The organism is Kineococcus rhizosphaerae, from assembly GCF_003002055.1.
Lineage (GTDB): Bacteria > Actinomycetota > Actinomycetes > Actinomycetales > Kineococcaceae > Kineococcus > Kineococcus rhizosphaerae.
Genome location: NZ_PVZF01000013.1, coordinates 120828 through 135182, shown reverse-complemented (window position 1 = coordinate 135182; position 14355 = coordinate 120828). Strand labels below are relative to the sequence as shown.

Sequence of the window (14355 nt, the reverse complement as noted above, 5' to 3'; positions counted from 1 at the left end):
ACGCGCACGGCGCGACGACGAAGGGTGAGTCCCGTGTCCCGTCCCCCCGCTCTGAGCCACGTCGACAAGACCCGGGTCGTCCTCGGCGTGCTCGCCCGCGAGAAGACCCTCGCCGCCGCCGCCGCCGAGGCCGGCGTCTCCGCCCAGGCCGTCGCGAACTGGCGCCGGCAGTTCGTCGAGTCCGGGTCGCAGGGGCTGCGGACCCGCACGGCCGCCGAGACCACGCACAGCCTCGCGCAGCTGCGCGTCAAGCAGCTGGCCCGCGAGGTCGAGGAGCTGAAGATCGCGCTCGCCGAGGCGCACCTGCTGCTGCACGCCGGCCGACGCCGGGCCGCGCCGCGGGGCATCTCGGCCTGAACTCCCCCGAGGTCGCGGTTCCCCGGCGCGGGACAGCCCGTCGACGCGGTTCGTCATCGCCTCACCGGGCTCACTCCACCGGTCGCACTCCGCGGGGGAAAGCTCCCCGGGAGGAGTGTGACGCACCGGGACACCGGTGACACGCGATGTGTCACAACACCGGTGACACGCGATGTGTCAAAGGGATCGGTGGTGGTTGTGGACCTCAGTCGGTGTCAGCCGCTCCCCGGTAGCGCGCACGACGCGGGATGACCGTGACGTCGCCGGCGTGGCCGAGCGGTCGCGGTGGAGCACCGACAGGGAGATCAGGTGGGCCCGCGGTAGATGCCATCGGCGTCCGCCGCGAAGGTGAAGTCCGACCAGTCCCTGTTGGAGCAGAACAGGTTGTTCTCCACCGCCCACATGCCGGCGGGGGTGACCCGCAACTGCTGCGCGCTGCCACCGGCGAGGTGGATCACCAGTGCCGCCAGCTCCGGGGATGACAACGTGACCGCGTCGGCGACGATGATCAGCGCCCGCTCCGGCGCGTCGGCGGTGAGCTGCTCCAGTGTGGCGTCGCGCCACTGAGGATCGTCGATCGTCGCGAAGCCCGCCACGAACCCCTCCTCGCTGGGGGTGTGGAGGGCGCGAAGCAGGGTGTCCCACTGCTGGGGGCGGGAGAAGTCGGTGCGGACGAGCAACGTCTGGAAGCCGATCTCGGTGGATGAGGGTCCCGGGGGCCACGGCAACGCCGGCACTGCTACCTCCTCGCCTCGATGCCGGCTCGGCTTCGTGGTCGGCACCCGCCAGTGGTGGGTGGGACTGAGGGATCCTGGACTTGGGAGCCTTCCACGCCTCGCGGTGTGCTGACCATGGCGCCGACTCCTCGCTCTTCGGGGTGACCGCGCGTCAGGTGGGGCGTGCTGCGGAGGCCCGGCGCACCCAGGACAGCAGCGTCAGCACCGTGGTGGAGTCGAGGTCCCGGGCGATCTGGCCGGCAGTGGTCACATCGTGAGCACCGACTGAGACGCCGTTGTCCAGGAGGAAGTCGACGATGTCGCGGCCTTCCACGCCGGGGTACTGCGCACAGCGGCGAGGCATGTCGCCTCGCCGGGAGGGGGCGTCGTCCAAGACGTGGTCGGGCACCTCGAAGTCGAGGTCGACCCGCATGATGCTCCAGTCCTCGTTGCCGTTCTCGTCGCGCTGGGGGATGAAGCCGCGCGTCACCTGCTGCCTCCGTCTGCTCGGTCACCTCTGTCCTCGTCAGCGTGGCACGACGTCCAGGGGCGCAGGTTGGATCTTCCTCAACCCGGCATGCGCGGGCGATCGACGACCTACTGGTCTGCGGGATGACCGGACGCTCCGCCCGCGGCTCACGCCTGCAGACGTGGCTGCAGCGGCTGCTGGTTCAGCGGGCCGTTGCGAGCCACGACGACGGCCTCCTCGCCCTCGCCGATCCGCAACTGCAAGGAGCCGGTGCCCAGCGCAGTCCGGGTGCCGCGGTAGCGCCAGAACGTTTCCAGGTGGTGCTGGCCCGGGTCGAGGGGGAAGGTCTGCGCACGGGACCAGGCCAGGGCGTGCTCGGCGCCGTCCAGACGCAGGTACGGCCGCGCTGTCGACCTCAGCAGCCAAGCGTTGACCCAGTGGGGCTGAGCTACGACACGGACGCTGGAACCACGTCGGGTCCGTGTGCCTGGTCGGGGCACGGATTCCGCAGCCGTGCTCATGACGACACTGTGGCACCGCGTCCTGGCGCGCGGCAGTCCCTCGGGGCCATCCGCTCTTCGGCACGTGCGGGCGTCTCGGGCCAGCCGTTGAGCGCGCACAACACGGGATGATCGTGCGCTTCGCGCGCACCGCGGGATGACCGCGAGGTCGCCGTCGGCCATGCTCACGGGCACGCTGTGCCAGTGGTCGCGATCTTCTTGCACGGTGCCGGTCGAGGAGGCCCCGACGCCTGGCCCACCCAACGCGACCTGCCCGACTTCGCCGACGCCGTCTGGTTGGACTGGCGCGAGCAGGAGGCCGCGGCTGGCCCACCTGCGGCCGACTTCGTCGACCACCAGGTCGAGGCCGTCCTGGCCCGCGCAGGTGGGGACCTCGACGTGGTGGCCCACTCCGGCGGAGCGGTAGCGGCCCTGCTGGCCGCTCAGCGCTGCAGGGGAGGGGTCCGCAGTCTGGTGCTCTTGGAGCCGGCGTGCTTCGCACTGGCCCGCGGCAGCGCGGCGGTGGAGGAGCACATCGGCGCCATGGCGCCGGTCCTGGACCGCATCGGCGACCCCGACCTGGACGACGTGGCGTACGGACAGGACTTCTTCGCCGCGTTGGGCGCCCCGCAACCACCGGCGAAGACGGTTGAGCAGGTCCTGGCCTTGCGGCGTCTGCGCACGGTGCCGGCGCCCTGGGCGGTCGACCTCGACCCGGCCGTGGTCGAGGAGATCCCGACGCTGGTCATCACCGGGGGGTGACTGCCGTTGTACGAGGAGACCGCCCAGGCCTTGGCCCGGCTGGGCGCCAGACACGAACGAGTCCCCGGTCGTGGTCACCGCCCTCAGGACCTGCCGGCGGCCACCGACCTCATCCGCGCCTTCCAGACCACTTGCTGAACATCCGCAGATCGACACGACCGTGACGTCGTGGCCATGGCGTCAGCGCGCACGACGCAGGATGACCGTGACGTCCAGGGGTCTGCGGCTCAGACCTGGCACCGTGACCTCGTGAAAGCTGATGCGTCGCGATCGGGCCAGGTTCCGCGGCTGACCTGGATCGTCAGCGGAGCAACGGGGGCGCTGGTGCTGCTGACCTGCATCGTCGTTCAGGTGCTCGGTCGGCAGCCTGCGAGCAGTGCCTTCCGCATCGTCTGGGACGTTCTCGGCCTGCTCGGCTCGGTGTTGCTCGTCGCGTCCGTCTGGCTGTTGAAGCGACGCACGAGGTGACTCGTCGAGGATCGCCCTCTCATCGACGGAACCACCCGCCCCAGCTGACCACATGCAGAACTGTCACCGACGTCCTGAGACGTGACAGCTCGCCGGGAGGAGTTCGCGGACGTGACAACCATCCACGTCCCCGCTGCGTCAACGGTGCGTGAGGGACGCAGAACGCGAGGAGCGCTTCACCGGGTGGGCGCGCGACGCCACCCCGCGACTGCTGCGCATCGGGCGCCTGCTGACCGGCGACGACCACGCCGGTGAGGACCTCGTCCAGGAGGTGCTGGCGAGGATCTACGTGAGGTGGAACCGCGTCGACCAGCCCGACGCCTACGCCCGTCGGGCCCTCGCCAACGCCGTCACCTCCCGGTGGCGGCGCAGCGACCGTCGGCACGAGGTGCCCCGCGACCTCGCCGAGGACGATGTCGGAGCCGACCCGTCCCACCCGTTGACCGACGTCGTGGACCGCCTCGACCTGCTGGCCGCGTTGCGCGCGTTGCCCGCCGGACAACGAGCGGTCGTGGTGCTGCGGCACCTGGACGGCTGCACCGAGGAGGAGACCGCCGACCTGCTCGACGTGAGCATCGGCACCGTCAAGAGCCAGAACGCCAGAGCGCTGAGCCGGTTGCGCCGGCGCCCGGAGCTCGTGCAGGGGAGGGATCGACGTGGCTGATCTCCGGGAGGACCTCGTCCGTGCGGCGGGGGACGTGTCCGGCGCCCCCGCACTGGTCGCGTCGGCGACGGTGCTGGGGCGGCGACGGCTGCGGCGGCGGCGTCACGCGGTGCGCGGCGCGGCAGCAGCGGGGGTGGCCGTCGCCGTGGTGGCAGTGGCGTGGGTGGGGTCGGGGCGTCCGCCGGCAGGACCCCGCGTCGTTCCGGCCCAGCCCCCGTCGGTGTCCTCCTCGATCGCACCGCAGCGTCAGGCGGCGGAGACCCTCGACGCGGCCGTGGACGAGACCCTGCCGGGCTGGTCCACGACACCGACCGCGCTGGCCGGGCGCAGCGTCGACGAGCGGTCGCTCCAGGACGGCTGGTTCACCGTGCGCCGCGGCGACGTCGACCCCGTCGAGGTGCGCCTGACCGTGCAGGCGAGCGCGCAGGAGGCGACCGGCTCCGACGTCCTCGACTGCCACGACTGCCACGTCGCCACGCAGCAGGACGGGTCGCAGCTGGGGACCGGGCGCTCCACGAGGTACGTGTCCTCGAACGAGGCGGGCGGGTCGACGGTCGAACGGCGCTGGGCGCAGCTGCTGACCACCGACCACCGGCTGATCACCGCCGAGGCGACCCCCGTCGCCGACCCCGACGAGCCGTTGCCCGCCGGCGTCACCTTCCCCGTCGGGTCACCGGTGACCGAGGACGCGCTCGCCGCCCTCGTCCGCGTGCCCGCCCTCCAGCAGCTGGACCTCCCCCGCTGAGGAGGCGGCGGGCGCGCCGCGGAGCCCACCGGCCTGACGCGCCGGGTCCGCGTCAGACCCACGCGCCCGCGCGGGAGACGGCGGGGTGCGCGAACACGGGGTCGAGCCCCTCGGGCTCGGCCGGGCGCCCGAAGAACCAGCCCTGGGCCTGGTCGCAGCGCACCGCGCGCAGCACGTCGGCCTGCGCGGCGCGCTCCACGCCCTCGGCGACCACCACCATGCCCAGGGCGTGCGCCATGGCGACCACGGCCGCCACCACCGAGCGCGAGGCGTCGTCGCGGTCGACGTCGGCCACCAGCGACCGGTCGACCTTCAGCACCTGCGCCCGGGTCCGGCGCAGCCTCGCCAGGGACGAGTGCCCGACGCCGAAGTCGTCCACGGACAGGACGGCGCCGAGGTCGAGCAGCCCCGCCAGGACACGGTCGGCGGCACCCGAGGTGCTCATGACGCCCGTCTCCGTGATCTCCAGGACGACCGAGCGGGCGGGGACCCGCCAGCGGTGCAGGGCGCTGCTGAGGGCGTCCAGCACCGCGTCCCCCTCCAGCGAGCGGGGCGAGAGGTTGACGGCCACGCTCCCTCCCGCGCGGCACCAGCCGGCGGCGCGCCGCACCGCCTCCCCGACCACCCAGCGGTCGACCTCGGTGATGAGCGCGGTCTCCTCGGCCACCGGCACGAACGCGTCGGGGGCCAGCAGCCCGTGCCCCGGGCGCTGCCAGCGGACGAGGGCCTCGGCGCCCAGCACGCGGCCGTCCGCCAGGCTCACCAGCGGCTGGTAGTGCAGGCGCAGCTGCCCGCCGCGGACGGCGTCCCCCAGGGCGCTGCGCACGGACAGCCGGGCGTCGACGTCGGACTGCATCGCGTCGTCGAAGACGGAGGTCCGGGCCTTGCCCGACACCTTGGCGTCGTACATCGCGAGGTCCGCCCGGCGCAGCAGGGTCTCGGCGTCGGTGCCGCCGTCGCGGCTCTCGGCCAGGCCGATGCTCGCGCTGACCACGGCGTCGTGGGTGTCCAGCCGGAACGGGGTGGCGAGCTGGGCGCCGATCCGCCCGGCGATCCGCGCGACCGCGCCCCGCTCGCCGGGTTCGTCGGGCACGTCGCACACCACGACGAACTCGTCCCCGCCCAGGCGGGCGACGAGGTCGTCGGGGCGCAGGCAGGAGCGGATGCGCTCGGCGGCCCGGACCAGGAGCTCGTCCCCGGCCGCGTGCCCGAGGCTGTCGTTGACCTGCTTGAAGCCGTCGAGGTCGATGAACAGGGCCGCGACGGTCCCGCGCCGGGACCGGCCCGCGCTCAACCGCGCCTGCAGGTCGACGAGCAGGGCGGCACGGTTGGGCAGGCCCGTGAGCGTGTCGTGCATCGCCTGCCGGCTCAGCACCTCGTGCAGGCCCCGCATCTCCCGGGTCGACACCTCCAGCGACCGCTCCAGCGTGTAGCGCTCGTCGTCGGCCTCGGCGTACACGGCGCTGACGGCCTCCAGCAGCTCCCGCCACGGCCCCGCCGCCTCGGCGGGGTCGATGCCGGCGCGGCGCAGCTGACGGCCGAGGGTCCGGTGGAACCCGCTCACGGACCCTCCCTCACCACGGTCACGGTCATGGTCTGGTTGTGCAGGTCGCACCCCGAGGTGCCGGCGGGCGACAGCTCGCCGTAGGAGTAGAAGCCGACCAGCGGGGCTCCCCCGCCGAGCTCGTCGAGCACGGCGTCCAGCTCGTCCTCCGTGCGCCGGCCCAGCAGCAGGCGCCGGCCGACGCAGCTGACGGCCAGGGCGAGCGCGGTGCCGCCGGCCGGCAGCGACGCCGCGGCGGCGGCTCCCCCGGCCGCGTCCAGCAGGTCCTCGGTGGTGGTGCGCATGAGCTGGGCCACGGACCCCTCGGGCACGTCCCCCGCGAACGTCAGGCTGCGGGCGGCGTCGTCGGTCCCCAGGACCGTCCGCACCAGCTCGCGGTCGGGCTGGGCCGGGGTGCGCACCTGCAGCGGGAAGAGCAGCGCGGTGCCCGGCAGGCCGCGGGCGCGCTCACCGAGGTAGTCGCGGTACAGGTCCAGCGCCGGTCGGCCGTCCAGCTCGAACAGCTCGGTCCCCCGCGACCGGGTCACCCTCCGCTCCGGGCCCATGACGGACCAGCCGCCCCGCGACCCCGAACCGACCTGCAGGTCCGTCCCGTACACGCCGACCGCGCAGGCGCGGGAACCGGTGGGCCGGCCGTCCACCAGCACCCAGGTGCGGGTGAACCGGTCACCGTCACCGGCCAGACCCCCCGAGACCAGCACCCCGGGCCCGGCGCCGTCGGCCAGCCCCGCGGCCAGCGCACTGCCGTTGACCTCCGTGCCGTCGGCCAGCACGAGCACCCACGCCAGGTCCGGGCCCGCGCGGTGCAGGCGCCGTCCCAGGTCGAGCCCCACCGCGCCGGACGCACCGGCGCTGACGGCGGCCGTCTCGAGGACGAGCCGGGAACGGTGGAAGCGGACCACGGCCACCGTGAGCGTGCCGTCGGCGAGGTCGGCGCCCAGCACCTGGCCGGCGGTCGAGCAGCCCACCACCACCGACGACGGGTGGGCCCGGACCACCTCGCGCAGGGCGGGGCCGCAGGGGGCGTCGTCGTCGAGCAGGTCGGCGTCGCCCAGGACCAGCACCAGGGTGCTCGGGCCGTCCCACCCGGGCAGGGGGGTGCTCCAGCCGTCGCGAGCGCTCCAGCGCGTCGTCACCACGTCCATGCATCGCTCCTCGTGCGCCGCGGCTCGACGCTCAACCTCTACGTGGTCGGGGGAGCACCGGTCCCGCTTGAGCGTCCCGCGGGCACGTTCCCCCGCACGGCCCTCCCCCGGGTGCGCCCCGGGCGCACGCAGCGGGGCCGGGCCGCCGCGGCGGCCCGGCCCCGCCGGTCGGGGGAACGGTCAGACGAACCAGGGGAAGGGCGGGGGGCAGACCTGCAGCGGCAGGCAGCTGCCGCCGAACCAGGGCCAGCCGTGCGGCAGGACGGCCGCACCGGCGGGGGCGGCCGCGGCGAGCGAGCCGAGGGCGGCCACCACCCCGGCGCCGAGGACGAGGCGGGCGAGGCGGGCAGGGCGGGCGGGACGGGGGCGCACGGGGTCCTCCCGGCGGGGGGCGGTCACCGGCCGAGGGCTTCGCGGAACGAGGTGCGCCGGTTGGTCTGCATGAGCGAGGCGCGGTACATGCGCTCGGCGACGCGGATGACGCCGACGGCCCCGAGGAGACCGACCAGCAGGCTCAGCGCGGCCTCCCACCAGGAGGCGTCACCGCTGATGACGCGCACGGGCATCGCCGTCGTCGACAGCAGGGGCACGAACGAGACCACCTTCAGCGGCAGACCCGTCAGGAACAGGGCGAGGAAGAAGATCGCCATGACGAGGACCGTCACCGGCGGGGACGTGGACTGGATGTCCTCCGCGCGGGTCGCGACGGACCCGACCACGGCCCACAGGCACGACAGGGCCACGAAGCCGACGAGGAAGAAGGCCAGGAACCAGCCGACCCCGCCGCCGAGGAGCTCGAGCATCCCGGTGTTGCCGGTGGCGAGCAGGCCGGCGGTGCCCAGGCCCGCCAGCAGCACGACCTGCGCGGTGGCCAGGACCGTGGCCGCCACGACCTTGCCGACGAGGAGCTGGCGGACGGGGACGGCCGCGGCCAGGATCTCCACGACGCGGTTCTGCTTCTCCTCCACGACGCTGGTGGCCAGCGCGGTGCCGAACACCAGGGCGGCGAGGTAGAACAGCAGGCCGAACACCACGGCGCAGACCTTGGCGGTGGCGCGGGCGCGGTCCCCGTCGGGCTGCAGCAGGTCGTAGCCGACGGCCGCGCCCCGCCGGAGGGCGGCGGGGTCGAGGCCGGCCGCGGCGGCGTCGCGGTCCAGCGCGACGGCGGCCACGGCCGTCCCGACCCACTGCGCCGCGTCGGTGTTGCGCTCGGTGTCGCCGATCAGCCGCCAGCCCTGCCCGTCGGCCGTCGGGACCAGCCCGGCGTCGACGGAACCGTCGCGGACCTGGCGCTCGACGTCCGCGACCGAGGGCAGGGTCGTGGTGGAGAACTCGACGGACGACCCAGCGGCCCGCGCCGCGGACCCGGCCCGCTGGACGACGGACGTCGCGTCGCGGCCCGTCACGGCCAGGTCGACGTGCCCGCTGCGGGCCGCGAGGACCCCCTGGACCACGAGGCTGCCGATCAGCAGGAGGAGCAGGACGCCGGTGGCGACGAGGAAGTTGCGGTCGCGCAGCTTCACGGCGATCTCGCGCGCCGCCACGACCCGCCACGCCGGCGTCGTGCGGGCCGGCGCCGGCCCCGGGTCGAGCAGGGTGGGGCGGTCGTCGGGACGGGTGCGGACGGGTGCGGTCAGTTCACGGGCGCTCATGCGGCGACCTCCCTGAAGACTTCGGCGAGCGTGGGGACGACGGTGGACAACTCGTAGACGCGGCCGCGCCCGGCGGCCTCGCGCAGCAGGCGGTCGGAGTCCTCGGGGTCGGCGAGGCGGACGACGGCCGACCCCTCGTGGACGTCGTCGACCTGCAACCAGCCCAGGCCCCGGACCCACGAGGCGTCCGAGCCGGTGCGCAGCCGGTGCCGCACGCCCGCGGACGTGCGCAGCTCCTCGACCGTCCCGGCGGCGACGACGCGACCCGCGTGCAGGACGACGAGCCGGTCGCACAACCGCTCGACCAGGTCGAGCTGGTGGGAGGAGAACAGGACCCCTGCCCCGCGGGCGGCGTGGTCCTGCAGCAGCTCGGCCATGCTGTCCACGGCCGTCGGGTCCAGACCCGAGAACGGCTCGTCGAGGACCAGCAGCCGCGGGTCGGCGATGACGGCCGCCGCGATCTGGACGCGTTGCTGGTTGCCCAGCGACAGCGACTCCAGCTTGTCGCCGCCGCGGGCGGCGAGGTCGAAGCGTTCGAGCAGCTCCTGCGCGGACCGGCGGGCGCGGCCGGCGTCCAGACCCTGCAGCCGGCCCAGGTAGACGAGCTGGGCCAGCACCGGCTGCTTGGGGTACAGGCCGCGCTCCTCGGGCATGTACCCGAACCGGCGGCGGTCGGCCGGCGTGACCGGCGCCCCGTTCCAGCGGATCTGCCCGGCGTCGGGCTCCAGGACGCCCATGACCATCCGCATGGTCGTGGACTTCCCCGCCCCGTTGCCGCCGACGAAACCCACCAGCTCACCGGAGGGCACCGTCATGGCGATGTCGTCGACGGCCGTGCGGTCACCGAACCGTCGTGTCAGACCTCGGATCTCGAGCATGCCCCCGATGCTGGGCGGGGGTGGTGGGGTCCCGGTCCAGGACCGCTCGAGCCCGCCCCTCACGAGGCCACCACCGTCTCGCGCACGGGCGGGCGGGGGGCGAACAGGTCGCGGAACGGGCCGTCGACGAGCAGGAGGTCGTCGGGCCGGCCGGACTGGACCACGCGGCCGCCGTCGAGCACGTGCACGACGTCGGCGCCGGCCACCGACGCGAGCCGGTGGGCGATGACGAGGGTCGTGCAGCCGAGCGCGGCCAGGTTGCGGGCGACGGTCTGCTCGGTGGCGGCGTCGAGGGAGCTCGTCGCCTCGTCCAGGACGAGGAACTCCGGACGGGCCAGGACCGCCCGGGCCAGCGCGATCCGCTGCCGCTGCCCGCCGGACAGGTTCGCCCCCAGGTTGTTGACCATCGTCTCGTAGCCCGCGGGGAAGCGCAGGACGTCCTCGTGGACGCACGCGACGCGGCACGCCTCCTCCACGTCGGCGCGCGTGACGTCACGGCCCAGCGCCACGTTGTCGTGCAGCGTCGCGGTCTCCAGGGTCACGTCCTGCGGGACGAACGCCAGCCGCGCGAACAGGTCACCGGGGACGACGTCCCCGACCGGCACGCCGTCGAACGTCACCGAGCCGGTCGTGCTCGGGTACAGCCCGAGGGCGAGCTTGGCCAGCGTGCTCTTGCCCGACCCCGTGCGGCCCACGAGGGCGACGGTGGTCCCCGGCTCGACGGTCAGGTCCACGTCCTGGACCACCGGCGGGGTGTGCCGCGTGTAGCGGTACCCGACCCCGTGCAGGCCCAGCCGGCCGAGCCGTCGCACCGAGCGCGTCCCGACGGGCTGGGAGCGGGTCGTCGTGATGTCCTCGATGCGCCGGGCGTACGTGCGGCACACCAGGAACAGGGCCACGGAACCGTAGATCGCGTTGGCCGTGGCGAAGATCATCGACGCGATGGCCAGCGCCCCGAAGACGGTCCCCAGCGACATGTCGCCCCGCTGCCACAGCACCAGGCCGACGACGAGGGTGACGATCGGGCCGCTGAACTGCAGGACGCCCGTGACGGCGTTCACCCCGCCCTGCAGCAGCATCCTGCGCCGCAGGTACCTCAGGGAGACGGCGTTCTGCCGCCGCCAGCGGGTGAGGAACTGGTGGCGGTCCGGCTGGGTCTTGATGGTGAGGATCGACTGGATCGCCTCGAGCTGCTCGGTGAGCATCCGGCCCGTCTGCGACTGCTCGTTCTGGATGGCGCTGTAGAACACCGCCCGGGACCCGAACAGCACGAGGAGCATCGCCGCCACGAAACCCGTCGCGACGAGCGCCAGCGGGACGCTGCGGGTGAACAGGTACCCCAGGTAGACCAGCAGCCCGCCGATCTGGAAGAACCCCGCGAACAACTGGTCCGAGAGGGAGTCGCGGATCGCGCTGATGCCCGCGAGCCGGTAGGCGAGCTCACCGGGCTGGCGGGCGTCGAAGTACTTGTAGGGCAGGCCCAGGAGGTGGTCGAGCACCTGCTGCGCGCTGCGGCCGCCGATGACGACGGCGCTGCGCGAGGTGAACACGGACCGCAGGTGGATGCCGAGCCCGACGGCGGCGACGATCCCGAGGATCCACGGCAGGGTGTCGCCGACGATGTCGAGCCGGCCGTCCACGAGGGCCTGGTCGATGACGCGCTGCGTGAGGTACGGGGCGCCGATGTCCGTGGCGTACACCAGGACCGACGTCAGGAGCACCCCCGCCAGGGGTGCGGCGGCGGCCCGCAGCGCCGCGCGGAACGGCCGCGGGGCCCCCGGGTCGCGCTCCGGTTCGGCGAACCGCACGTCCGGTGCCGGCCGCGGGAGGAGGACCATCCCGGAGAACTGGACGCCGAACTCCTCCACCGGTGCGCGGCGGCGGCCGCTGGCGGGGTCGACGAGCACGACGGTCGACCCCCGGAACCGTTCGACGACGACGTAGGAGGAGTTCCCCCAGCCGGCGATGAACGGACCCGGGAGCCCCTGGGCCTCGGCCGTGCTCACCTGGCGGACCTCCGCGACGACGCCGCGGACCGAGAAGAGTTCCGCGAGCTGCGGCAGCGTCGACCCCGAACGACCGAGGTCGACCTCCTCCCGCAGCGCCGACGTGGGGACCCTGCACCCGGCCGCGTGCAACAGCATGGCCGCGCAGCACAGACCCGCCTCCAGCGGGGTCACCTGCAGTTCCGGGGTGATCCGTCCCATCGCCCGGCTCCTTCCTGTCCGCACCGCGGGGACCTCCCGCGGTGCGACCGAGGTTCGCCGGTCCCGCTCGAGCCGGGGTGGACGCACCCACGAGGACCGCGCAGCACGCTCGGAGCCGTCACCGAGGAACGACCGAAGGAGCGTCATGCCACCGACCAGCACCAGCCCGCGGGTCCAGTACCGGTCGACCGAGCTCGAGACCGTCCCGGCCGTCGACCGGCTGCTGCGGGGCCTGGGCCTCGGCGGGTTCGAGGAGGACTCCGTCACGAGCGTCCTGGGCCGCAACGACAACTGGTCCGGACGCACCGACCGGGGCCGTCGGGTCTTCGTCAAGCGCCTGCTCGACGCCGACCGGGACCGCCGGCTCGAACGCAGCCTGCACGTCGAACGGCACGCCGGGTCCGGTCTGCGGACCCCGCGGCTGCTGGGCGCCGACCCGGCCGAGGCGCTGGCGGCGTTCGAGTTCCTGCCCGACGCGCGCACCGGCGCGGAACTGGCGCTCGACGAGGAGATGACGGACGAGCGGTGCCGGGAGGCCGGCGCCCTCGTCGCCGTCCTGCACTCGCTGCCCGTGGGGGGTTTCGACGACTCCCCGCACCCGTTGCCGCCCGTGCAGGGGCTGGAGGCGCTGTCCCTGGCGCACTGGACGGTCGCCTCGCAGGCCGAGCTGCAGATGTGGGGGCTGCTGCAGCGCGACGCCGAGCTCGTCACCGCGTTGCACGCGCTGCGGTCCCGCGAACCCGCCGGGCCCGGCCGGACCCCGGTCCACGGGGACCTGCGCCTGGACCAGTTCCTGCTCAGCGGGGACCGGTTGCACCTGTCCGACTTCGAGGAGACGCGGGCGGGCGACCCGGCCCGCGACCTGGGCGCGTTCGCCGGGGAGTGGTTGTTCCTGGCCGCGGCCGCGATCCCCGTGACCCTGGCCGGCGACCTGCCGCTGGGCCGCGCCGCCGACCACGCGCAGGTCGTCGCGACGGGGACCCGGGAGGTCGCGGCCCGCCGGCCCCGGGTCGCCGCGTTCTGCCGGGGGTACCTCGACGTCCGCCCGCGGGCGCTGGAGGACGCGGGCCTGCTCGAACGCGCCACGGCCTTCGCGGGCTGGCACATGCTCGACCGGATGCTGGCGGCCGCCGCGAAGGCCAACCGCCTCTCGCCGGTGACCCGCGCCGCGGCCGGCATCGGCCGGGGGCTGCTGATCTCCCCCGCCGAGTTCACCTCGACCCTCGGACTGGACGTGACCCCGTGACCCGCACCCTCGCCGACCGGCTGGTCAGCCCCCGCCTGCTGGACGCCGCCCGCGGTGTCGACGTGGAACCCGGGGGTCTGGCGGCCACGGTCGCCGGGACCCGCTACGTCGAGGGCAGTCCCGTGGCCCTGGCCCGGACCGTCGGCGGCGTCCTCTACCAGACCGTCCACAACGGGCGGGACAAACCCCTCGAGTTCGCCCTGCGCAGCTTCCGCGACCCCCGGTTCGAGCAGACCCTGGTGGCCGCCACCCCACCGCTGGTGCGCAGCGTCCGCGCGGACGTCGTCGCCCCGGCCGCCCCGGGCGCGACGGACGTCGTCGTCGACCTCGACGGGGTGCGGGTGCGGGTCCCGAACAGCGAACCGCGCGAGGGGTCGGTGCGCGTCGACCTGCCCGGTCTGCGGCCCGCGCTGTCCCCGGGTTTCCTGTACGCCCACGGCCCCCGGGCCGGCCGGTTGCGCGGCCCGGTCCTGCGGCTCTACGCGCACGTCGCCGACCCGCAGGCGGCACCGGAGGTGTGGCGGCGGGCCGTGCGGTTCCTCACCGTGCCGGAGATCGGCTGGCACGCGAAGGTCCTGTCCACCCCGTCGCTCTACCCGCGCTGCGACGCCCTCGTCGTGTACCTGTGCCGCGACGGGTGGCCCGTCGCGGCGCCCCTGGCCCACGAGCTCGAGGCGACGGGGCTGCTGGGCGGGAGCACGTCCCCGTTCACCCGCGCCCTGACCCCGTCGGTCGGCTGCGCGTTCGAGCCGACCGACCGCCGTCCGGCGCACGCCGGGTCCAGCTTCGGCCAGCACCGCGCGAACGTCGTGGCCGAGGCCGTCGTCGCGCACGCGCTGGAGGGCGCCGACGCCGACCTGGCGGGCCTGCTCGCCCAGGCGTGCGTCGACGCGGACGTCGATCCGCTGGAACCCGCCCGCAACCTCGCCTCGCCGGCGCTGCCCGTGCTGGGCCTGCAGTGACCCGCCCGACCCCCCTGACC

At 74.5% G+C, this 14355-nt stretch carries 16 protein-coding genes; 7 read left to right on the top strand and 9 right to left on the bottom strand.

Features of this window, described 5'->3' with window-relative positions; translation table 11 throughout:
* Positions 1 to 33 precede the first annotated feature (33 nt).
* Positions 34 to 357: a helix-turn-helix domain-containing protein gene (locus CLV37_RS21980; protein ID WP_106214498.1), complete on the top strand. Its 324-nt coding sequence runs from the start codon at positions 34 to 36 to the stop codon at positions 355 to 357.
* 305 nt (positions 358 to 662) lie between these two features.
* On the opposite strand, the gene CLV37_RS21975 is transcribed toward CLV37_RS21980, so the two are convergent.
* From CLV37_RS21975 to CLV37_RS21965, 3 genes are all read right to left on the bottom strand, one after another.
* A complete protein-coding gene (locus CLV37_RS21975; RefSeq protein ID WP_106214496.1) occupies positions 663 to 1094 on the bottom strand; it encodes a DUF6924 domain-containing protein in 432 nt (143 codons plus the stop codon).
* 151 nt (positions 1095 to 1245) lie between these two features.
* On the bottom strand, positions 1246 to 1563 hold the full coding sequence (locus tag CLV37_RS21970) for a hypothetical protein (protein WP_106214494.1): 318 nt from the start codon (positions 1561 to 1563) through the stop codon (positions 1246 to 1248).
* A gap of 146 nt (positions 1564 to 1709) precedes the next feature.
* The gene (locus CLV37_RS21965) at positions 1710 to 2063 is read right to left on the bottom strand and encodes a hypothetical protein (RefSeq protein ID WP_106214492.1); all 354 of its coding nucleotides are present in this window, start codon (positions 2061 to 2063) and stop codon (positions 1710 to 1712) included.
* A 183-nt stretch (positions 2064 to 2246) separates the two neighbouring features.
* Here CLV37_RS21965 and CLV37_RS21960 point away from each other — a divergent pair, with 183 nt between their 5' ends.
* From CLV37_RS21960 to CLV37_RS21945, 4 genes are all read left to right on the top strand, one after another.
* Entirely contained in the window at positions 2247 to 2804 is a 558-nt protein-coding gene (locus tag CLV37_RS21960) for an alpha/beta fold hydrolase (RefSeq protein ID WP_170127428.1), read from the top strand.
* Between the two features lie 168 nt (positions 2805 to 2972).
* Complete coding sequence (locus tag CLV37_RS21955) at positions 2973 to 3272, top strand: hypothetical protein (RefSeq protein ID WP_106214488.1); 300 nt, start codon at positions 2973 to 2975, stop codon at positions 3270 to 3272.
* Positions 3273 to 3420: 148 nt separating this feature from the next.
* Positions 3421 to 3936 carry a SigE family RNA polymerase sigma factor gene (locus CLV37_RS21950; RefSeq protein ID WP_106214486.1) on the top strand — a complete coding sequence of 172 codons (516 nt, stop codon included), beginning with the start codon at positions 3421 to 3423 and terminating at the stop codon, positions 3934 to 3936.
* Positions 3929 to 4681, top strand: coding sequence for a hypothetical protein (locus CLV37_RS21945; RefSeq protein WP_146149539.1), 753 nt, complete (start codon positions 3929 to 3931; stop codon positions 4679 to 4681). The genes CLV37_RS21950 and CLV37_RS21945 overlap by 8 nt, the downstream gene beginning before the upstream one ends.
* Before the next feature lie 52 nt (positions 4682 to 4733).
* Here CLV37_RS21945 and CLV37_RS21940 read toward each other — a convergent pair whose 3' ends face one another.
* From CLV37_RS21940 to CLV37_RS21915, 6 genes are all read right to left on the bottom strand, one after another.
* Complete coding sequence (locus tag CLV37_RS21940; protein ID WP_106214482.1) at positions 4734 to 6245, bottom strand: putative bifunctional diguanylate cyclase/phosphodiesterase; 1512 nt, start codon at positions 6243 to 6245, stop codon at positions 4734 to 4736.
* Complete coding sequence (locus CLV37_RS21935; RefSeq protein ID WP_106214480.1) at positions 6242 to 7390, bottom strand: FIST signal transduction protein; 1149 nt, start codon at positions 7388 to 7390, stop codon at positions 6242 to 6244. Before CLV37_RS21935 ends, CLV37_RS21940 begins: the two co-directional genes overlap by 4 nt.
* A gap of 180 nt (positions 7391 to 7570) precedes the next feature.
* A complete protein-coding gene (locus tag CLV37_RS21930) occupies positions 7571 to 7762 on the bottom strand; it encodes a hypothetical protein (protein ID WP_106214478.1) in 192 nt (63 codons plus the stop codon).
* A 23-nt stretch (positions 7763 to 7785) separates the two neighbouring features.
* Positions 7786 to 9042 carry an ABC transporter permease gene (locus CLV37_RS21925; protein WP_106214476.1) on the bottom strand — a complete coding sequence of 419 codons (1257 nt, stop codon included), beginning with the start codon at positions 9040 to 9042 and terminating at the stop codon, positions 7786 to 7788.
* Positions 9039 to 9920, bottom strand: coding sequence for an ABC transporter ATP-binding protein (locus CLV37_RS21920; RefSeq protein WP_106214474.1), 882 nt, complete (start codon positions 9918 to 9920; stop codon positions 9039 to 9041). Before CLV37_RS21920 ends, CLV37_RS21925 begins: the two co-directional genes overlap by 4 nt.
* A 59-nt stretch (positions 9921 to 9979) precedes the next feature.
* A complete protein-coding gene (locus CLV37_RS21915) occupies positions 9980 to 12127 on the bottom strand; it encodes a peptidase domain-containing ABC transporter (RefSeq protein WP_170127427.1) in 2148 nt (715 codons plus the stop codon).
* Between the two features lie 145 nt (positions 12128 to 12272).
* Here CLV37_RS21915 and lxmK point away from each other — a divergent pair, with 145 nt between their 5' ends.
* Complete coding sequence (gene lxmK / locus CLV37_RS21910) at positions 12273 to 13373, top strand: class V lanthionine synthetase subunit LxmK (RefSeq protein WP_106214470.1); 1101 nt, start codon at positions 12273 to 12275, stop codon at positions 13371 to 13373.
* A complete protein-coding gene (locus CLV37_RS21905; RefSeq protein WP_106214468.1) occupies positions 13370 to 14335 on the top strand; it encodes a T3SS effector HopA1 family protein in 966 nt (321 codons plus the stop codon). Before lxmK ends, CLV37_RS21905 begins: the two co-directional genes overlap by 4 nt.
* Positions 14336 to 14355 lie beyond the last annotated feature (20 nt).